Annotated in this window: 17 protein-coding genes; 1 reads left to right on the top strand and 16 read right to left on the bottom strand. The window is 46.9% G+C overall.

The genetic code is table 11. The annotated features are described in order from the left end of the window. Positions 1-12 precede the first annotated feature (12 nt). The 16 genes from PN462_RS09275 to PN462_RS09200 all read right to left on the bottom strand — a co-directional run bounded on the left by PN462_RS09275 (position 13) and on the right by PN462_RS09200 (position 18,000). On the bottom strand, positions 13-678 hold the full coding sequence (locus PN462_RS09275; protein WP_443029119.1) for a BsuBI/PstI family type II restriction endonuclease: 666 nt from the start codon (positions 676-678) through the stop codon (positions 13-15). A gap of 34 nt (positions 679-712) precedes the next feature. Beyond that, on the bottom strand, positions 713-1,783 hold the full coding sequence (locus PN462_RS09270; RefSeq protein WP_272127838.1) for a DNA cytosine methyltransferase: 1,071 nt from the start codon (positions 1,781-1,783) through the stop codon (positions 713-715). A gap of 12 nt (positions 1,784-1,795) precedes the next feature. Beyond that, positions 1,796-3,424 (bottom strand): peptide chain release factor 3, encoded by a 1,629-nt coding sequence (prfC, locus tag PN462_RS09265; RefSeq protein ID WP_272127837.1) that lies wholly within the window; start codon positions 3,422-3,424, stop codon positions 1,796-1,798. A gap of 85 nt (positions 3,425-3,509) precedes the next feature. Next, entirely contained in the window at positions 3,510-4,544 is a 1,035-nt protein-coding gene (locus tag PN462_RS09260; protein WP_272127835.1) for a J domain-containing protein, read from the bottom strand. Positions 4,545-4,644: 100 nt separating this feature from the next. Next, positions 4,645-6,879, bottom strand: a complete 2,235-nt coding sequence (gene dnaK / locus PN462_RS09255) for a molecular chaperone DnaK (RefSeq protein WP_272127833.1) — start codon at positions 6,877-6,879, stop codon at positions 4,645-4,647. Positions 6,880-7,400: 521 nt separating this feature from the next. Continuing rightward, positions 7,401-7,622 (bottom strand): hypothetical protein, encoded by a 222-nt coding sequence (locus PN462_RS09250; RefSeq protein WP_272127832.1) that lies wholly within the window; start codon positions 7,620-7,622, stop codon positions 7,401-7,403. Between the two features lie 79 nt (positions 7,623-7,701). After that, entirely contained in the window at positions 7,702-8,301 is a 600-nt protein-coding gene (locus PN462_RS09245) for a superoxide dismutase (RefSeq protein ID WP_334310444.1), read from the bottom strand. A 219-nt stretch (positions 8,302-8,520) separates the two neighbouring features. Then, on the bottom strand, positions 8,521-9,609 hold the full coding sequence (locus PN462_RS09240; protein ID WP_272127829.1) for a phosphotransacetylase family protein: 1,089 nt from the start codon (positions 9,607-9,609) through the stop codon (positions 8,521-8,523). Between the two features lie 92 nt (positions 9,610-9,701). Beyond that, positions 9,702-10,082 carry a type IV pilus biogenesis protein EbsA gene (gene ebsA, locus PN462_RS09235; protein WP_272127827.1) on the bottom strand — a complete coding sequence of 127 codons (381 nt, stop codon included), beginning with the start codon at positions 10,080-10,082 and terminating at the stop codon, positions 9,702-9,704. Positions 10,083-10,209: 127 nt separating this feature from the next. After that, the gene (locus PN462_RS09230; RefSeq protein ID WP_272127825.1) at positions 10,210-11,412 is read right to left on the bottom strand and encodes an aspartate aminotransferase; all 1,203 of its coding nucleotides are present in this window, start codon (positions 11,410-11,412) and stop codon (positions 10,210-10,212) included. A gap of 157 nt (positions 11,413-11,569) precedes the next feature. Next, positions 11,570-12,553: an NAD-dependent epimerase/dehydratase family protein gene (locus tag PN462_RS09225; protein ID WP_443029118.1), complete on the bottom strand. Its 984-nt coding sequence runs from the start codon at positions 12,551-12,553 to the stop codon at positions 11,570-11,572. A gap of 105 nt (positions 12,554-12,658) precedes the next feature. After that, positions 12,659-13,660 carry an ABC transporter substrate-binding protein gene (locus PN462_RS09220; RefSeq protein ID WP_272127822.1) on the bottom strand — a complete coding sequence of 334 codons (1,002 nt, stop codon included), beginning with the start codon at positions 13,658-13,660 and terminating at the stop codon, positions 12,659-12,661. A gap of 243 nt (positions 13,661-13,903) precedes the next feature. Continuing rightward, positions 13,904-14,650, bottom strand: coding sequence for an ABC transporter ATP-binding protein (locus PN462_RS09215; protein WP_272127820.1), 747 nt, complete (start codon positions 14,648-14,650; stop codon positions 13,904-13,906). Further along, positions 14,595-15,494 carry an ABC transporter permease gene (locus tag PN462_RS09210; RefSeq protein WP_272127818.1) on the bottom strand — a complete coding sequence of 300 codons (900 nt, stop codon included), beginning with the start codon at positions 15,492-15,494 and terminating at the stop codon, positions 14,595-14,597. Before PN462_RS09210 ends, PN462_RS09215 begins: the two co-directional genes overlap by 56 nt. 126 nt (positions 15,495-15,620) lie before the next feature. Beyond that, positions 15,621-17,204, bottom strand: coding sequence for an iron uptake porin (locus tag PN462_RS09205; RefSeq protein WP_272127817.1), 1,584 nt, complete (start codon positions 17,202-17,204; stop codon positions 15,621-15,623). 100 nt (positions 17,205-17,304) lie between these two features. Continuing rightward, positions 17,305-18,000 carry an aldehyde oxygenase (deformylating) gene (locus PN462_RS09200; RefSeq protein ID WP_272127816.1) on the bottom strand — a complete coding sequence of 232 codons (696 nt, stop codon included), beginning with the start codon at positions 17,998-18,000 and terminating at the stop codon, positions 17,305-17,307. Positions 18,001-18,242: 242 nt separating this feature from the next. Here PN462_RS09200 and PN462_RS09195 point away from each other — a divergent pair, with 242 nt between their 5' ends. Further along, positions 18,243-19,064, top strand: coding sequence for a carbohydrate ABC transporter permease (locus PN462_RS09195; RefSeq protein ID WP_272127815.1), 822 nt, complete (start codon positions 18,243-18,245; stop codon positions 19,062-19,064). Positions 19,065-19,238 lie beyond the last annotated feature (174 nt).

Below are 19,238 nucleotides of genomic sequence, written 5' to 3'. Positions count from 1 at the left end.
ACACCGAAATCATCATGAATTCAGATACTGTTCCCCATCAAAATGAATTAAATGCTCAGGAGAATCTACTAACCAAACGTCAGTTTCCCAACTAATCTCTAGCAACCATCTCCGCAACGAAGAACGATCTTTAAAAGCACTTACATAAGTTTTAGATACAGTACATTGTTGTGTTAATTGCTCTAAATTTAAATGTCGTACTGGAGAAATCGGGTTAGAAGAATGTACCGCCTCAATTAAAAATAAACGCTCTCTATTCTGTTCGTAGGCGACAATATCTGGTAATAAATCATGGGCTAATTCAAAAAAACCTAAACGATTTAATCTGTCATCTTTCTTTAGTAATATTTTTTTAGAAGTATCGCCAATATATAAAACTTCTGCACCCGGAGCAAAACGAGGTAAGAATTCATCAATCACTGCCTTTTGAATTTCGTTATGCTCTCCTTGACTTAACTCTAAAAAAATGCCATCTGGTAATTGAATCGGAATTTTATTTTGTTGACGATTTCTAGATAATTTCTGGCTCAGATCGCCATATTTTTGTTTAAATGCTTTTACCGTTGCTTCCCATTCTGATGTCCCAAAGGTTTGTAAAATATCTTTTGCATCACTAGCAATAGCATAACGACGAGTAGGATCATTTGTATTTGCTTGGGGATTGGCTGCACTACGAATAATTAATCCTGAAGGAACTAAAAGAGCTAAATCTTTACGTCTGAATTGGACAATGAAACTTTAAATTTAAATCAAGTTGATTGTATTGTTGTGGTTTATTTTGATTCGTTTTGTTATCTGTTTTTAGGCATTTTTTAACAGCAAGTGCAATAGATTTTGCTAATAAAGGAGGAACAGCATTGCCAATTTGCTGAAATTGACTATCTTCTGTGCCACTAAACTTAAACCAATCAGGGAAACTCTGTAGTCTTGCTCCCTCTTGTACAATTAATCTCCGTCTCCGTCCATCAGGAAGACGAATTCTTAACATATCTCCAGTGGCCGCACTGAGATTGCGACAAGTAACCGTGCGAGCAGGTTTGTCTAAATATAAATCTCTAGGATTAATACATTGAGAAGCAGCTTCATATTTAGCAATATACCGATCTTGACTAGGGGTGAGAAACTTGGCATTAGGGGGAATAGAAACGGCTAAATTTCCTAATGCTTCTCCAACCGTATAAGGATTAAAATTATATAATTTAGAGTGCCATTGCCAAGTTCCTTGATATGCCACACAAAAAAGTCTTTGTCGTTTCTGGGGAACACCGTAGTCCGAAGCCTTTAATAGTTCCCAGTCCACCCAATACCCTAACTCAGTTAATTGTGTTACCAATTGATTAAAGTAAATTCGATTACGATATAGCATCCCTCTCACATTTTCAAAAATAGCCACAGAGGGACGATATTGTTGTACCGCATCTAAAAAAATAGGAAATCCGTTCCTACTATCATTTTCTCCTAATTGATACCCTCCTTTACTAAAAGGTTGACAGGGAGGACTTGCAATAATAACTTCGGGATTGTTGGGTAAGTTAGGATGACGGGTGAGGGTGACTTGTTGACATTTTCCTTGTAAATTCTGCTGATAAGTTTTGCAAGCATCCGTGTCCATCTCATAGCCGATAGTTCGGAATCCTGCGGCCTCAAATCCCAAGGAAAACCCACCACACCCTGCAAATAAATCAATGACTAAAGGAGATTGCTCATTAGAAGTGGGTTGCAATTCCTGATTCAATAAATCAAGATAAGGCGTTTTCTCCAGTTTCAATGCTGTCGCTTTCATCCCTAGTCAAACTCAATCTTTCTCTGGTTGAATGCCAGACCCCACGGGGGCAGTCGAATTTAATTTTAAATCGGGATGATCGCTCATGACTTGTTGTAAATTCCACTCATTGCGGAATAACAACACGGGACGACCCCAATTATCTTTTACCGTCATCGTGTTAAAAATTCGCCCCGCTTTTTCTAAGGCTTCCCAACCGCCAGCAACCCAACGAGCTAAATTATAGGGTAAGGGTTCTAAGCGCGTCTCTACCCCGTACTCATTCTGCATTCGGAATTGGGCTACCTCAAATTGTAATTGCCCCACGGCAGCTAAAATGGGGTCGCGCTGGAAATCATCAGTAGAATACATAATTTGCACTGCCCCCTCCTCTTGGAGTTCCTTCATTCCCTTGCGAAACTGTTTAAATTTGGAGGGGTTGGGGTTTTTCAGGTAGGCAAAGAGTTCGGGGGAGAAACAGGGAATCCCTTCGTATTCGAGGGTTTTACCGTTATATGTGCCATCATAAATGGTATCGCCAATGGCAAATACCCCCGGATTATTCAACCCAATAACATCCCCCGGATACGCGACATCGAGGGATGCACGGCCTTGAGCAAATAATTTCTGGGGACGGGATAACCGGACGGTTTTTCCGGTGCGTGGGTGGTTGACGGTCATATCTTTCTCAAACCGTCCCGTACAGACTCGGATAAAGGCGACTCTATCCCGGTGTTTGGGGTCCATATTGGCTTGTAATTTGAAGACAAAGCCACTAAAGTCCTCATGGGTGGGGTCAACTTCTCCAAGGGAGGAGGTACGGGGTTGGGGTTTTAAAGCGTATTCTAGGAACGCTTCGAGGAATAATTCCACCCCGAAATTGGTCATGGCACTCCCGAAGAAGATGGGGGTCATTTTTCCTGCATGAACGGCCTCTAAATCGAAGTCTGGGGCGATTTCGTCGAGGATTTCGAGATGTTCTTTCAGTTCGTAATATAATTCTTGATCGAGGAGGGTTTCGATTTTCGGGTCGCCGAGAGCCACTACCGTGTCTTGGGCTGCTTTACTCCCGTGGGACCGACGTTCAAAGAGGTGAAATTGGCTTTTGCGTCGGTCAAAGACTCCCTTGAAGCGATCGCCCATGCCTACAGGATAATTCATCGCATAGGTTTGCAGTCCCAATTCCTGCTCGATCTCGTCTAACAATTCTAATGGCTCGCGTCCCGGTCGGTCCATCTTGTTGACAAAGGTAAAAATTGGCAACTGTCGCATCTTACAGACTTCAAACAGTTTCCGCGTCTGGGGTTCTAACCCTTTTGCTGCATCGATCAACATCACCGCATTATCCGCAGCAGCAAGGGTGCGGTAGGTATCTTCACTAAAATCTTGGTGGCCGGGGGTATCGAGTAAGTTAACCTGAAACCCGTCATATTCAAACAACAACACCGTTGAAGTAATAGAAATTCCCCGTTGTTGTTCCATTTCCATCCAGTCCGAGGTGGCCTTCCGTTGGGCCCGTCGGGACTTCACTGCACCTGCTTCGTGAATTGCTCCTCCGTAGAGTAACAATTTCTCGGTGAGGGTGGTTTTCCCTGCGTCGGGGTGGGAGATAATCGCAAAATTACGGCGACTCTCTACGGCTTCTTGCAGTTCTTGGGACATAAACGGTTAACGGTGGCTGAGTTCATATTATATCGTGTTTAGTTGAACAACGGTTGAGCGCAGTCCCCATCTAAAATCACAAGATTTAGATGGGGTTAGCGAACAAGTCTTGACGGGGTTTAAAGGTTTCAATCTGGCGGATTTTTTCATATAAGGCCGCCTCTTCCTCACTCACCTCTGGGGGTAAGGCGATCTGAATTTCCACCAACTGATCCCCACGGGACTCACTATTGCGGGGATACCCCTTATTGGCTAACCGTAACCGTTGCCCGGATTTGACCCCTTTGGGGACATTCATTTTCACCAACCCATCTAGGGTGGGAACTTCCACCAACCCGCCTAAAATTGCCTCTGCGGGGGTTAGGGGGACACGACAGAAGACATCGGCCCCTTGCACCTCAAAAACCGGGTGGGGATCGACCGTCATTTTTAAATATAAATCCCCCCCATTCATTCCTTGACCCCGTAAACGGATGCGTTGACCGTCGAGAATGCCTGGAGGCATATCCACTTCTAGCGATCGCCCGTCCTCCAGACGAATACGTTCTCGGCCTCCCCGATATGCTTTCTCCAACGGTAACGACAACCGTGCCTCAATATCCTTGGGGCGTTCCGGGGGTTTTGTCCCCGTCCGGTCTCTCACCGAATATTCCGTTTTGGTTCGCCGTTGACGAAATGCCTCTGGGTCTTTCACGTTGACGCGAGGATTGGCAGTTCGGGACGCAGAAGCGGTGGCCGTCCGTCCTCTCGGACTCCCCGTTTTTGCCCCTCCCGTTGCCGCTTGGCGGTTTAATAACTCCTCCACAAAGCGGTTAAAATCAGGATAATCTTTGGGATCAAGGTCTTGGGGGGCTTGACCATTGCGCCGAAACGGATTCCGCTTGCCGCTATTTTTCTTCCAAAATTGAATAAATTGATTATACTGATCGCGCCGAGTCTCATCCGAGAGAACCTCATACGCCTCATTAATATCCTTAAATTTATCCTCTGCACTCTTATCCCCCGGATTCATATCGGGGTGATAGCGTCTCGCCAGTCGCCGAAACGATCGCTTAATTTCTTCACTGGTCGCGCTTTGTTCAACTCCTAAAATGGCGTAATAGTCCCGAAAATTTCGCATATGCGTTCAAGCGTCAGAGTAAAGATAAGAAATTGAAAATGGGTCAAGATCGGGTCACGAGGGGGAAAACTTACCCCATGAGTCTCCCATCCTAACGCGATTAGAACCAATCATCATCATCATCCCAATCATCTTCGTAGATGGGCCGAGAGGGGGGACGGGAGGGACGACGGGGAGGCCGAGAAGGACGTTCATAGGGATCCCGACCCCGTGAGGGGGCTTCATAGGGGTCTCGACCCCGTGAGGGGGCTTCATAGGGATCCCGACCCCGTGAGGGGGCTTCATAGGGGTCTCGACCCCGTGAGGGGGCTTCATAGGGGTCTCGACCCCGTGAGGGGGCTTCATAGGGGTCTCGACCCCGTGAGGGGGGTTCGTAGGAACGACGAGGGGGGTTCGGACTGTAGGTTTCGTAGTCGTAGGGGTCGTTTTGATAGGGCGGATAAATTTCATCTCGCTTGCTTTCTCCGGTAATGGTGCGCTTAATTGACCCAAAGAAATCGTCTTCTTCCTCCTCCTCAAATTGTAACCGCACTTCTCGGTTTAGGTCATACAGGGCATCCTGTAAATCCGCTTGGGCCCGGTCGATGCCTCGTTCATCATCCCGTTGTAGTCCGTCTTCTAACTCCCGAATTAAGGATTCAATTTGCCGTCGATAGTAACTGGCAAATTGCGAGCCAAAATCAAGGGTCACTTCTCGTAAACGCCGTTGAGACTGGTCGATGAGGGCTTTGGAACGGTTGCGTTTTTCCACTCGTTCCCGTCGTTCTCGGTCCTGTTGGGCAAATTCTTCGGCCTCTTTGACCATGCGATCGACTTCTGAGGAACTCAGCGTTGAGGTTTCTTGTACTACGATACTCTGTTCTCGTCCGGTGGTTTTATCGACGGCAGTGACTTGTAAAATGCCGTTGGCATCAAGATCAAAGGCGACTTGTACTTGGGGGATACCTCTAGGGGCCGGGGGAATTCCGGTGAGTTTGAAGCGTCCGAGGGATTTATTATCTTTGGCCATTTCCCGTTCCCCTTGGACAATGTGAACCTCAACCACGGTTTGATTATTTTCTGCGGTGGAGAAGATATCAGACCGACGGACGGGGATGGTGGTGTTGCGGGGGATTAATTTTTTGGTGGCACCACTGATGGTTTCGAGTCCTAGGGAGAGGGGAGTGACATCCAACAGGAGGACATCTTTCACGTTCCCGGATAAAATCCCCGCTTGAATAGCTGCACCAATAGCCACCACTTCATCAGGGTTAACGTGCTGATTGGGTTCTCGGCCAATAAAATTCCGCACTAATCCCTGTACCATGGGGATACGGGTTGAACCGCCTACGAGAACCACTTCATCAATTTGCATGGGACTCACTCCGGCATCTTTGAGAACCCGTTTTAGGGGCCGACGAATTCGACTAATTAGATCACCGCAGAGTCCTTCAAAGTCGGCGCGAGTGAGACGGGTTTCGATGTGTTTGGGTCCTTCTTCGGTTGCGGTGATGAAGGGGAGGTTAATGTCGGTGACGGGGACTCCGGAGAGTTCAATTTTTGCCTTTTCTGCGGCTTCTGTGAGGCGTTGGAAGGCTTGGCGATCGCTTTTCCGCAGGTCAATGCCTTCTGCTTCTAAAAACTGTTCTGCTAGCCAATTGACAATTTTGCGATCGAAGTCATTCCCCCCTAACTGGGTGTCCCCACTGGTGGCCCGGACTTCAAATACTCCATCTCCCACATCTAGCAAGGAGACATCAAAGGTCCCTCCTCCCAAGTCAAAGACCATGATAGTCTGAGTATTTTGGCGGTCTAGTCCATAGGCCAGAGATGCGGCAGTCGGTTCATTGATAATGCGTAATACTTCCAACCCGGCAATGCGGCCTGCATCTCGTGTGGCTTGGCGTTGGGAGTCGTTAAAATAAGCGGGAACGGTAATTACGGCCCCTGTTACTGTGTCCCCTAAATACCGTTCTGCATCATCGACTAACTTCCGTAACACCTTGGCGGATAATTCTTCGGGGGCAAAATCTTTGCGTAACTGGGGACAGGGGATGCGAACGTTGCCTGTCTCATCCCGACGGACGGTATAAGCGACACGCTTGGATTCTGGCGTTAATTCCGTATATTTGCGACCAATAAACCGTTTTAAGGCATAGAAGGTGTTTTGAGGGTTTAATACTGATTGTCGTCTGGCCAACTGTCCCACGACCAATTCCCCGTCTTTGTTAAAACCCACCACGGAAGGGGTAGTGCGTGTCCCTTCTGCATTAGCGATAACAACGGGTTTCTCCCCCTCCATTACCGAGACGACAGAGTTTGTTGTTCCCAAGTCTATGCCAACTACTTTACCCATGCGTACTGTCTTCTTGAATAATTGTTAAGTCGCTCTTGTTTATTTTATCTGACAGAGGGCGGTGTATGGGGGAGGGGAGGGGGAGTTTTTGGGAAAATGTCCCTGATCTCCCCAACCCGCTGACCCAAACTTGGCCCGTTTCAGCCCATTTGACTCCTGATCGAGTCTAATTATTTGTAGCTCAAGAAAATATTCTGCAATCTAAAAGGGAAGTTAAATTAGCAAGAACAAAAAGAAGAAGAACAAAAAGTAGATGTTGTAGTTGCGATCGCCAAGAGTCCAGAACAACAAAAAGAAGTAGGAGTAGATTATACAAAATTACGGGATTTTTTAGCTGCTGGTCAATCTATAAAGGCAGATAGAGAAACGAGAAATGTGAGGCGGACGGTAGGTTATGGAATCAGAAAAAAGCTAAAAAAGAAGATTTTTTCTATTCCCGTCCTTGGTGAAATAGTTTAAGGGTGAAATAGTTTAAGTTTCCCTGCACTTCTTAACAAATTGAAAGACAGTCAGATTGAATCTTAACTCACCGAATCTAATCTGCGGTCGATCCAGTTTTTGGCTTGACGTAGGGCAATTTTGCGGGTTAAGGCCCAAGGAACCGCAACTGCACACCCTTGATCATGGTTGACCCAAGCGGTGTAAATTTCTTGGCCTTGCCAGTCTCCTCGGTCTAACTCGATTTGATAACCGCGATAGGAAAACGAGAGGACAATATTGGGATAATGGGGGTCTTCAATCATAGACTTGGGAATAAAGAGCAAAAAAGGCTACCCTCCTATATTTTAAGACGGTAGCACCCTTTGTTAATATTCGACAAATTTAGGCCGATGCGAAATTTTGGGCGACAAAATCCCAATTAATTAAGTTATTCACAAACGCATCAATGTAGGCGGCCCGTTGATTTTGATAGTCCAGATAGTAGGCGTGTTCCCAGACATCCATGGTTAAGAGAGGGGTTTGGCCTTGGGTGATGGGGTTGCCTGCGTTAAGGGTGTTAACGACTTTGAGTGTTCCTCCATCAAGGACTAACCAAGCCCAACCACTGCCAAAACGACCTGTTCCGGCGGCTTTAAAGGCTTCGACAAATTGATCAAAGTTGCCAAAGTCTGTGTTAATTTTGTTGGCTAGTTCGCCGCTTGGTTTTCCTCCTCCATTGGGTTTCATGGAGTTCCAGTAAAAGGAGTGATTCCAGGCTTGGGCCCCGTTGTTAAAAATGCCTGTTTTGTTCGTGTCGCCAGCTACCGCTTTGAGCACTTCTTCAATGGGTTGGTTGGCGTATTCTGTCCCCTCGATGGCTGCATTGTATTTTTTGACGTAAGCCGCATGGTGTTTGTCGTGATGGAATTCGAGGGTACTTTTAGAAATATGCGGTTCTAAGGCTGTGTAGTCGTAAGGTAAATCGGGCAAGGTATATGCCATTGTTTCATGATCTTGGTGTTCTCCAAGAGTCATCATAGGAAATTTTTCCCAAAAATATAATCCCGATGGGGGGGAGGGGGATTTAATGGGTAATAGGAGATGGGGGAGATGGGGGAGATGGGGAAAACAAAAAATATCTTATTCCCGATTCCCGACTCCCGATTCCCTGTTCCCTATTTCACAAAGAACCAAGAACAAACAACAAAGAACTATCAACTATCAACTATCAACTGCTACCCGTTCTAAGCCCAAAATTGAGATAAACCGATTAATATCAAAGTGTTTTCCCATTAAATCGCGGATACATTCGACTTTAATCGGTTCTTGTAAACGAACTTGGCCAAAGGCTTGGTCGGCGATTTCTACCGTAGTCAGCGTGTCTAAATCTACCGATAAAATGGGAATTTCCAAGTCTTCAGCACGACTGAGAATAAAATCTTGGGGGGCGGTATGTCCCGTTAAAATTAAACAATTGGTCGCTGTTTCTAACGCTGCCATTTGTAATTCGCTGCGGTCTCCTCCAGTGACAACCGCCATATTCCGACCTTTGCGGAAATATTCGAGGGCAGTATTAACATTCATTGCCCCAATTGTCAAGTTTTCCACCAATAAATCCAAGCGATCGCGCCGACAGAGGACTTTGGCCCCTAGTTTTTTACTCAATTCCCGTACTGAAACACTGCGTAATAAACCATTACTGGGAATCTGCCCTAAAATAGGAATCCCTTGGCGTTCCAGAAACGGGGCAATTTGTTGTTCGAGGAGGGTTTGATCCGAGTCCGGGATATCATTGACCAAAACTCCCATCAAGCGATCGCCCAATCTTTCTTGCGCATCCAAGAGTTGATCCACCAATTCTAGGGCATGATAGCGGGCCACCAGCAAAATCCCAGCCTCAATTTGCTCGGCCATTTGGCCAATCGACAAATCAAACAAACGCCCTTCCCACAGTGTCGAAGGCCCTTCAAGAAAGACTAAATCCCCCTTAATATCTTCAATATAACCCTGTAGTGATTGTCGATAATCATTCCTTTCCCCATCCCGTAACTGCTGCGTGACGGTTGCCTCATGGAGAGATAACAACGGGGTTTTACGGCGATCTTGAGGCAGGCCAATAGCTTCTCCAATAAAGCGGAGATCTTCTTCAATCCCATCAACCAGCGACAAATTAAAATACCGCCCCAAGGGTTTACCATACCCCACTCCAATTCCCAGTTTTCGGAGGCAGTGTGTCACCCCCAGAATTGTAGCGGACTTGCCACTGTAAGTTTCCGTTGAACCTACCAATAAATATTTTGTGTTTGGCACACCCTCACTCCTTAACTTCCTTCTTTAGTCCGTTTTACATTCACTTTCACGGAATCGTGTCGGGGAATCGTGACAATTGGACAACTGATGCTTTATTCATCCAGTCGCAGCAGTTTACGATAAAATGTCCGTGAGAAATCCACCTGTCCCGTGCGTTTATAATTAACAATGATCTCCAGTAAGTGGCTGACAAATTCTGAGTTTTGCATATCCACTTCGTAACTCAAATCCGCGTTTCCCTCAAATTGTAAGCGACACCGGGTTAATTCTGAGGGAAGTTTGGACACAAACCAAGTGGCCACAAAGGGGATACTCTCCCCCCCTTCGATGGTTCGTTCTCCTTCGAGAGAGCCTTTTTGGTAGAGTCCGATCGCATAAGGGAGGACTGTCCGTTTTTGCCCTTGAAAATAAGGTGCGTAAACGACAGCATCAGATTTGGATGCAGCTTTGAGTTGATCTAGCGCAGAAGCCATGACCTCATATTTCCATGTTCAGGAATTGACTGGTTATTGTACTATTTTTACAGTTTATTGTCTGAGCCGATAAATTCCATCAGGAAATTCTCCACCAAAAAGTCTCGACTCAAAAGTCTCGACTCAGTTAGACTATTGCTTCTTGGGGATTATACCGAATCCCTGCTTGTTTGAGACGATTGACGGCTTCTTGCAAGCGATCGCAATCCGCAATCAAACTCACCCGCACATATCCCTCTCCTGCTTCCCCAAAGGCGTTCCCTGGTGTCACCACGACCCCAGTTTTCTGTAACATATTCAAGGCAAAGTCCGTTGAATTCATCCCCAGGGTACAAGGCATCCACAAATACATAGTGGCCTGAGATTTAGGAATCTCCCACCCTAATTCCCGTAAGGCGTTGATGAGAAAATCCCGTCGAGTTTGATACCGTTCTTGCACGGACTTCACATGGTCATAGGGTAATTGTAGGGCGGTTTCAGCCGCTTTTTGCACTGCTGCAAAAATCCCATAGTCCACATTGGTTTTCAGAGTCCGTAGTTGTTGAATCACTTGGGAATTCCCCACCACAAATCCCACACGCCACCCGGCCATATTATAGGTTTTCGAGAGAGTATGGAATTCTACGCCAATGTCCTTCGCCCCTGGAATTTCCAGTAAGCTGGTGGGTTGGTAGCCATCAAAGGCTAACTCCGCATAACAGAGGTCGTGAACTAATAAAATATTGTACTGTCGGGCAAACTCGACAATTTCCTCAAAGAATTCTCTGGGGGCGGTAGCCGTGGTGGGATTATTGGGATAATTAAAATAAAGCAGTTTGGCCTGTTGGGCGACTTCTTCGGGGATAGTCTTCACATCGAGAAGCCAATTTTGCTCCGCTTTTAAGGTGACTCGGTACAATTCAGCCCCAGCAATGAGCGGCCCGCGAAAATGGGCAGGATAGGCGGGACTGGGAACAATCACAATTTCCCCTGGATCAACATAGGCTAAGGCGAGGTGAGTGAGTCCTTCTTTTGAACCCAGGAGGGGTAAGGCTTCACTATCGGGATCAAGATCAACATTGTAATGTTTCGCGTACCACTGGGTAATGGCACTGCGGAAAGTGTTTGTGCCTTCAAAGGGGGGATAGCCGTGGTTGCGGGGTTCGGCAAAGGCTGCGATCGCAGCGTCAATCACGGGCTGAGGGGCAGGGCCATCGGGGTTGCCCATCCCCAAGTCAATTAAATCGAGTCCTTGTTCTCTGGCCCGGGCTTTTAGTTCATCAAGACGGGCAAAAACATAGGGGGGGAGGTTACTTAACCGTTTAGCGGGGGCGATCCAATCTGAACTCATGGGGTTTTTTACAGACTGTAAGTGGGAAGTTATCTATATTTGCATAAAAATAGGCGGGTTTGTCAATGTTCTTTGTTCTTTATTCTCCCCCATCACCCCCATCACCCCCATCAACTCCCGACTCCCGACTCCCGACTCCCGACTCCCCTATCAACTATCACTGTTCCTTGTCCAAAAAATCCGTTAAAATCGCTTGGGCGGTGCGGGGTTGCCATCCTAGCTGGTTTTGGGCTTTTTGGGCTTGGATGCGGACGCAGCGTTCGTAAATATAATGGAGGCGTTCTAAACTTAGGGGGGGATTCCAGGAGAAAAGATGACCGATGGGTTCGATTAATCCAGTTAAGCCATACACTAGGAACTTGGGGACTTCGGTGGGTTTCCCTAGTCCGGTTTTTTCGTCTAATAAGGCGAATAGGTCTTTAATGGGGAGTTCTGGGGCGGAGAGGATATAATGTTCCCCTGGGGGGCTTTTTTCGGCGGCCAGCAGCATTCCTGAGACGAGATCATCGACATGGACAATGCCCATTATGCGATCGCTGCCTAACCAAAATGGCAGTTTTTTTTGTAAATAGAGACGAATGACTGGGGCAAAATGGGGATCATCTGTGCCAAAAATTCCCGACGGCATCACACTCACCACCGGAAAGCCGTTTTTTGCCGCAGCATCGACTAACTGTTGTGCTTCGTATTTGGTTTGATCATAGGCTGAGGAAAAGGTTTTTTGTTGCCGTTGGTAGGTTTCATCCACGACTTGACCTTGGGTATCCCCGTAGATGCCGATGGTACTACAATAGACCATGCGGTTCCAGCCCAGAGGGGAGGGGTTGGTAAAGGTGTCTTGGGCGACTTCTAAAACTGCTTTTGTCCCTTTTACATTCACCCGTTCCATTTCTGTGGCATCGACAATGCCTAATTCTACGCTGGCGGCGGTGTGAAAGACGATATCTACGTCGGTGAGGGCGGTTTTTAGGGTGTTGCGATCGCAAATATCCCCATAAACTAATTTAACTCCAGTTCCGGTCAACCGTTGCAAATTGCTACTTTGACGCACTAGGCCAACCACCTCAAACCCTCGTTTTTCCAGTCCTTTGACTAAGTGAGAGCCGGTAAACCCATTCGCCCCTGTCACTAATGCTTTCATGGTCATTTCAATGGCTAGACTAAGTTCCTGTCTTTCAGCATTATCCCAAGAATTGACACCAAGAGCAGAGAGAATTTGCAAAGTGTGACCGAACCTCCTAGGACATCACGAGGCAGGTTGCTTGTAGAATTGTTCCTTGGGGAGTTCTCCCTTTAAGAGTTTCGGGTTTACCTGCATCAAGGACTTAAAGAACACCTCTAACTCCCCTTTTGCTTCCCTAGCTGGGACATATTCAAATAAATTATTCTGCAAAGACTGTTCAATCACTTGGGGGGGGATATCCATGTATTTTGACCCCAATTGTGCGGCCTCGGAAGGGTTTTCGCTAATCCAAGAGAGGGAATTTTCTAACTCTGACTCGATCACCTCCACCACATCAGGATAACGCTCCAGAAAACTGCTAACAATAGAAATGCCCGCTTGGGGATAGCGGGGGGGTTGTCCAGTGACGGCGGCCCATTGGGTTTTAAAGTCTAAATTGTAGAATAATTCGATGTCCTGTTGTTGTCCTTTTGCCCGTACACTACTCGCTTGGGGTTCAGCAAATACCCCGGCATCCCCTTGTCCCGATAGTAATAATTGGGCGGTACTTTGAAAATCTTGGGTAGATTGTAGGGTTAAATCTTGGTCAGGGTTCAATCCAGATTGGGTGATAAGATAACGAAACAGCATTTCGGGCATACTGCCTTTAAAGGGAATTAAGATGGATTTTCCGGCTAAGTCTTCCCAGTTCATTAAACTAGAATCGGGGGACATGAGATAAATATTGCCCCAGATCATCACATTTAAGAGTTTAATAGGTATGTCTTGTTGATAGAGTCCGGCGGAGAGCAGGGTGGGGTTAGGGCTAATTTTGGCTTGTTCAGAAGTTAATAAGGCTTTAATTTGTTCATGGTTACGGATAGGGATAAACTCTAGATCAGCAACCACTTGGGATAAACGGCTTTTTTCCATAAGATAAGCGAGGGGAATGGACATAAGAATAGGTGATCCTGAAATTCCCAAGGTGGGGAGGCCGTTGGCGGATTGGGGATTACAGGCCGTGGTCAGAACAAACCCGGTACTAGCTGATAAAAGTTGTAAAAAACGACGACGATCGCATTTCATAATTGCTTTAGTAGTTCTCAATGAATTGTGTCAAAAAATTGGGATCAGACGGGAACAGGGAATCAGGAACAGGAATCAGAGTTTTAGAGTTTTTGCTTACTTTTTGATGGATTACCAATCATTTATTTTGGCTATAGTGGAGAGTTGAGAGAAAATATCAACCCGTTTTAAGGGGTTTTAGCTACGCAGCCCTAGGTTTAAACCCAAGGCTCAACCAACAACCAACAACCAACAACAAAAACCTCACTCTCCCAAAGAAGATAAAACAGGTTCAACCCCAAAACTAGCAGCAAATTCGGGAAGATTTTTTAATAGAGAGAGAGTGCGATCGATATAGGCTAAATCCCGTTGGGAATGCGATCGCGGATTCTCCCATTGATACACCACCCTAGCAGGACGAGGAGATAAAATAAATAAGCGATCGGCCATTAAAATTGCCTCGCTTAAATCGTGAGTCACCAAAACTGTCACCGTCTCATGTTGTGCCGTCCACTCCACCACACGCTGTTGCAACTGTTGACGCACCCCTAAATCTAAAGAACTAAAAGGTTCATCCAACAACAGCAAGCGGGGATTCACCACTAATGCTCGGGCCAAATTCACCCGTTGCTGCATTCCCCCACTGAGTTGACGGGGATATAAATGGGTGGCATCCCCTAACCCCACCAAAGAAGCTAAAGTACAAGCCAGTTGTAGCTGTTGGGCTACAGGCATCCCCTTGGCTTGTAACCCCAAAGTGATATTCTCAATAGTGTTATACCAAGGCAATAAGCGGGATTCTTGGAAAACGTAGGCAATAGGAGACCAATTCGCGCTGATCTCTCCAGCAGTCGGAGTCAATAACCCGGCTAACAGTTTTAATAGTGTCGTTTTCCCACACCCCGACGGCCCCATCACTGCCACCACTTGTCCAGGAGTAGCAGTTAAATGAATATCATCTAAAATCAGTCGGGCGTTGTCTTGGTAATAAATATTCCTCAGTAGTTGCACAATATCTCCTCAAACGCTGTTGACTCGGTTTTTCTTGTTGCCAAGGCAGGAGGCGATGTTGTAGCCAGCGCAGCAGGGTATCGGAGGCTAAAACTAAGCCAATGGTGACTATGATCCAAGCCATGACTTCTGGGGTGTCTAGGTTGGCACGGGAGAGGTTTAAGGCCGCTCCAATCCCGTTGGGGGTGGCTAACACTTCCGACATGATCGAGACTCGCCAAGATAACCCTAATCCGGCAATTAGGAGAGGGAGGAGACGAGAGAGTAAATGGGGCCAGTAGAGGGAGCGAAATCGCTGCCATCCCCGTAATTGGTACACTTGGGCGACTTCTAGGAGATGGGGATCGAGGGTTGCGATCGCATCTACGGCCCCAGTAAAAATCATCGGGCTAACAGTGACGGCCACAGTAAAAATTGAGTTCGCATCCCCTAAGCCAAACCACACCATAGCCAGCACTAGCCAAGCAATAGGCGGTGTGCCTAATAAAGCCGTCGAAAGGGGTGCGATCGCCTCTTGTAGCCAGGGGTGTCGTCCTGCCAACACCCCCACAACACCCCCCACCCCCACTGCCAACCCAAACCCTGCTACAACGTGCCAAATTGTTGCTCCCACAGGGGCAAAAATTGCCCCAGTCAGCAAAAGCTGTCCCAAGGCCGCCGCCACTTCCCCAGGGGCAGGTAAAATCAAGCTGGTGTAATGAACTGCTCCCCACTGCCACAGTAAAAGCAACAGCAATAGGGAAAGAAGTCCCATCAAGACAGGCCGCCCCCGTGACAGGGCAACTTTCAAGCCCCTTGGCTCGCTTTTCAGTTTAGACAAAAATGATTCTGGCTTGACGGCCATAGAAGTCCAACACAATTACTGTTCTCACTGTACAGATTTGTCTCAGCCCTTTCTATGCCCCCTCCCCCCTTGTTTGGAATGGAGGAGTGTCCGAAGCATCGGGAGAACAAACAACCAATGACCTTTTTAAAACCGAAACACTGCCCGCACACTACCCAACCAAATAGGATCATTAGCACTATTATGCTCTGGATTGAGAATCACAAAAAAGCCAGGAATCAGAGAAACATTCTCATTCACTCGATAGCGATAAAACGTCTCCAAATGCCATGCAGAACTCCCATCCGTTGCTCCCCCAGTATTACTCGTCACCTTCGGAGGTTGTCCAACAATCAATCCCCCCAAATTGCCCTCTCCCCCCAAATTTGGCAACCCTAGCGTTAACGCCCAATTAAACGTAGTCGCAGTATCACCCACCGTCGCTTGACCACCACTCGATTCCGCATCGGCAAAACTCCACCCCGTCCAACCAGACAGATTAACCTGTGACCCCAATTTAACCGTCGATTGTACCCCAACATGATCCGCAGTAGTCGCTACCCCATTCCCAAACGGTGCATTAGCCAAACGACTCCCCGTAGCAGCAGACACTGCCACTGTCCCCGCAGGATAATAAGAATGGGCATAGGTTAACCCCACTCTCCACCGTTTCGCAGGCCGCAGATCAATTTGTCCCAAGGCCGTATAACCGCCGCCAAATAAACCCTCCTCGGCATTAGCGGCACTCCCCCCCCTCGCTAAATACCCCAGAGAGAGAGACCCATTACTCCCAAAACGATACACTCCCGTTAACCCAGTCCCTGGAGAACCTTGATAATAGATAGGGTTAAAGCGGCCAAAGCGCGTAATTGCCCCGGCAACGGGATCAGGCAAAGCCGGATTGAAGGTACTCGAGACATTGGCTTGATAAGCCCCCCGAATGGGATCAATGTGTAGGGATAGGTTGTCACTGACGGGGAAACGATAGAAGAATTTGCCGATGACCACATTGTTGTTAGTGTTGCGGTCAAAAGATAACCGCGTCATATTTGTTCCGGTGGTGGGAACATTTAAAAAAGGAGGGTTAAGAGCATCTAAACGGACTTTCAGCAAGTCTTGTCCCGTAAAACTGCTGTCAAAGTTGAGGCGGACGCGGTTGGTGAAGGTGAGGGAGTCGGGGAGGGATTGGGGGTTATTATCGGCACGCTCTCCGGCCAGTTGTTCGGCAGAAAAGACAATGCGGCCTGAGAATTTTGTGGTGGTGGAGAAGGTGTTGGCTTCTAGTGCTTGGGTACGGGTTTCTAGGGTGTTGACTTGTTCGCTTAAAAGGGCAAGTTCATCGGCAAATTCTTCTCGCAGGCGTTGTAGGGTTTCCCATTCCCTACTGGTGACGGCTTCCTCGAAGCGGGGAAGGGTGCTGAGACAGGCGTTTAAGCTGGCAGCAAATTCGTAGCGACTGAGAGGGGAGTTGCCGCGAAATGTGCCGTCGGGATAGCCGGATAAACAATTGTACCGTTCGATGAGGTTTTCTAAGGCTTGATAAGCCCAGTCTGTGGGGGCAACATCGGAGAGTTGTTCAACGGTGGTGAGGGCGACTTGGGGAGGGGTGTGGGGTTGTGCTTCTCCGGCGAGACTGGGGGCAGTTGCTCCGGTAAAGGGTAAGGCGGAGCAGGTGATGAGGAGGAGGGTTTGCAGTGGAGTCCAGTTGCTCATTTTAGAAATGATAATCATTCTTACATCAAGTAAGCAACTGTACCATAAAAAACTCCCGTTACCAATAAAAGGCCAACGGGAGTTTTTCGGAGTTGAGACTTAATAGCGTTGCACCTGACTAGGCAGCGTTTAAGCCATAAGCAGACATTTTCATGATCTCACGGGTATTAAAGCCAATATTCGATAAGGCTTCCCCATAGCTGATCATAAAGTCTTCCACTAAGGCTTCCTTCTCCATCCCCAAGATGTGAGCATCCTCAGCAACTTGGTTGAGCATTTTCCACACTAAGGGGAGGTTTTCCTTGTTGGCTTCTTCTAATTCCGCTTTAGAGGCTTCAAAATTCTTTTGCAGCCAGACTTCCCCGAAGTTGAGGTGGGCATATTCATCCTTAACCACACCCTCAGTAATTTTACGAGCAAAGGGATCAGCCACCGGAATATAGATATTATAGGCGGCAATGGCAAACGCCTCGATAATCAGAGATTGAATTAAAAAGCAGGTGACGAGTTTCCCTTCCTCATAGGCTTTTTTGAAATTCCCGTGTAAGTCGGAGAAATACTCCTCAGCAAAGGCCATATCCGGGGTAACACTGAGATTATTCCCACAGGCTTGAAACCCTTTTTTATGGCGTTTCTCCATTTTGGCGAGTTTGCTTAACTCGTCTTTATGGTCGGGGAGGAGTTCACCCATGGAGAGATAATTATTATAGGCTTCTTGTTCTCCTTCAATGACAATGGCATTAATACGGCTATATGCGTCTTTATAAGTGTCGCTTGTGTAGTCGAATTCTGGACGGACTGCAACGTCTTGCATAAGTTATATGATCTCCTATCTGCTTGTTGTTGACCCAATCCTAACCCTGTCGGGACAATGGATTAGTCTATCTTGCGATAGACATTGAGTTTCGTTATCGTTAATGTGGAACACGGAAAGCCGTGTGCTGCTGAAAGAAACTCTCTCTATCTCTCCCTATGGTATCGGTTTCACTCCAGAGAAAAATCTATTCTCTACAATAACTTATACAAATTAGTGCGTTTCGGCATAATATCTTATCAATGCAGTGGCAAAAATGGCTTAATTTTCCCAAGTTTCCCTTTCTCCGGGTGTTGGGGTTAACGGGGGGAGCAATTCTGGTTTTGTCTCCCCTGTTGCTCGTGGTGATCACCTCCCTTTCCCCCCAGACGGGGGTTATCCTTCCCTCGTCGTTTACTCTGGAGAATTACCAACAAGCCTGGCAACGGGGGGATTTTCTCTTAGCGTTTGCTAATTCTACTCTAGTCGCGTTGGCGGTGACGGGGTTTCAGCTTGTCACTTCTGCTTTGGCGGGTTATGCCTTAGCCCGGTTGCGGTTTCGCGGCCAACAGGCTATTTTACTGCTTATTTTGGCCACTCTTGTCATTCCTTTTCAAATTTTGGTGATTCCGATTTTTATTTTGTTGAAGTGGGGGAGTTTATTAAATACCTACTGGGCGTTAATTTTACCTACGGCGGTGAGTGGCTATGGTATTTTTTTAATGCGTCAATTTTTTGTGTCGATTCCTGTGGATATTGAGGAGGCGGCGGTTATTGATGGGGCTTCTCGGTTAGATATTCTCTGGTCGATTATGTTACCGTTGGCGCGGCCTGGGTTGGTGACGTTGTTTTTGTTTGCGTTTATTGGGGAGTGGAATGATTTATTTAAGCCGTTGATTTTTACGACTCGTCCGGAGTTACAAACGGTACAGTTGGCGTTGGCGGAGTTTCAGGAGCAGTTTACAAATCGCTGGCCGTTGTTGATGGCGGCGGTAATTATTGCGACTATTCCGGTGGTTGTCCTCTTTCTGTTAGGACAAAAACAGTTTATTCGCGGGATTGGCACAACGGGGATTAAGAATTAGGGTTTTGTTGTTGGTTGTTTTATTAAGATGACATCTATAGCAAAAATAAATGATTTGTCATAAATCAAAAAGTTAATTTCAGCCTTGGGTTGAAACCCAAGGCTAAGAGCTAAAACCCGTTTAAAACGGGTTGATTGAGTAACTATAGCAAAAATAAATGATTTGTCATAAATC

This window comes from Spirulina sp. CS-785/01 (genome assembly GCF_028330525.1).
GTDB lineage: Bacteria > Cyanobacteriota > Cyanobacteriia > Cyanobacteriales > Spirulinaceae > JAQMSD01.
The sequence above is the reverse complement of the archived record's forward strand: the minus strand, read 5'-3'. Positions and strand labels throughout refer to the sequence as shown.

Excerpts from the sequence above, each read along its gene's own strand:
- PN462_RS09270 (WP_272127838.1), bottom strand. The coding sequence starts at position 1,783 with ATGAAAGCGACAGCATTGAAACTGGAGAAAACGCCTTATCTTGATTTA.
- prfC (WP_272127837.1), bottom strand. The coding sequence starts at position 3,424 with ATGTCCCAAGAACTGCAAGAAGCCGTAGAGAGTCGCCGTAATTTTGCG.
- PN462_RS09260 (WP_272127835.1), bottom strand. The coding sequence starts at position 4,544 with ATGCGAAATTTTCGGGACTATTACGCCATTTTAGGAGTTGAACAAAGC.
- dnaK (WP_272127833.1), bottom strand. The coding sequence starts at position 6,879 with ATGGGTAAAGTAGTTGGCATAGACTTGGGAACAACAAACTCTGTCGTC.
- PN462_RS09250 (WP_272127832.1), bottom strand. The coding sequence starts at position 7,622 with ATGATTGAAGACCCCCATTATCCCAATATTGTCCTCTCGTTTTCCTAT.
- PN462_RS09245 (WP_334310444.1), bottom strand. The coding sequence starts at position 8,301 with ATGGCATATACCTTGCCCGATTTACCTTACGACTACACAGCCTTAGAA.
- ebsA (WP_272127827.1), bottom strand. The coding sequence starts at position 10,082 with ATGGCTTCTGCGCTAGATCAACTCAAAGCTGCATCCAAATCTGATGCT.
- PN462_RS09230 (WP_272127825.1), bottom strand. The coding sequence starts at position 11,412 with ATGAGTTCAGATTGGATCGCCCCCGCTAAACGGTTAAGTAACCTCCCC.
- PN462_RS09225 (WP_443029118.1), bottom strand. The coding sequence starts at position 12,553 with ATGAAAGCATTAGTGACAGGGGCGAATGGGTTTACCGGCTCTCACTTA.
- PN462_RS09220 (WP_272127822.1), bottom strand. The coding sequence starts at position 13,660 with ATGAAATGCGATCGTCGTCGTTTTTTACAACTTTTATCAGCTAGTACC.
- PN462_RS09210 (WP_272127818.1), bottom strand. The coding sequence starts at position 15,494 with ATGGCCGTCAAGCCAGAATCATTTTTGTCTAAACTGAAAAGCGAGCCA.
- PN462_RS09205 (WP_272127817.1), bottom strand. The coding sequence starts at position 17,204 with ATGATTATCATTTCTAAAATGAGCAACTGGACTCCACTGCAAACCCTC.
- PN462_RS09200 (WP_272127816.1), bottom strand. The coding sequence starts at position 18,000 with ATGCAAGACGTTGCAGTCCGTCCAGAATTCGACTACACAAGCGACACT.
- PN462_RS09195 (WP_272127815.1), top strand. The coding sequence starts at position 18,243 with ATGCAGTGGCAAAAATGGCTTAATTTTCCCAAGTTTCCCTTTCTCCGG.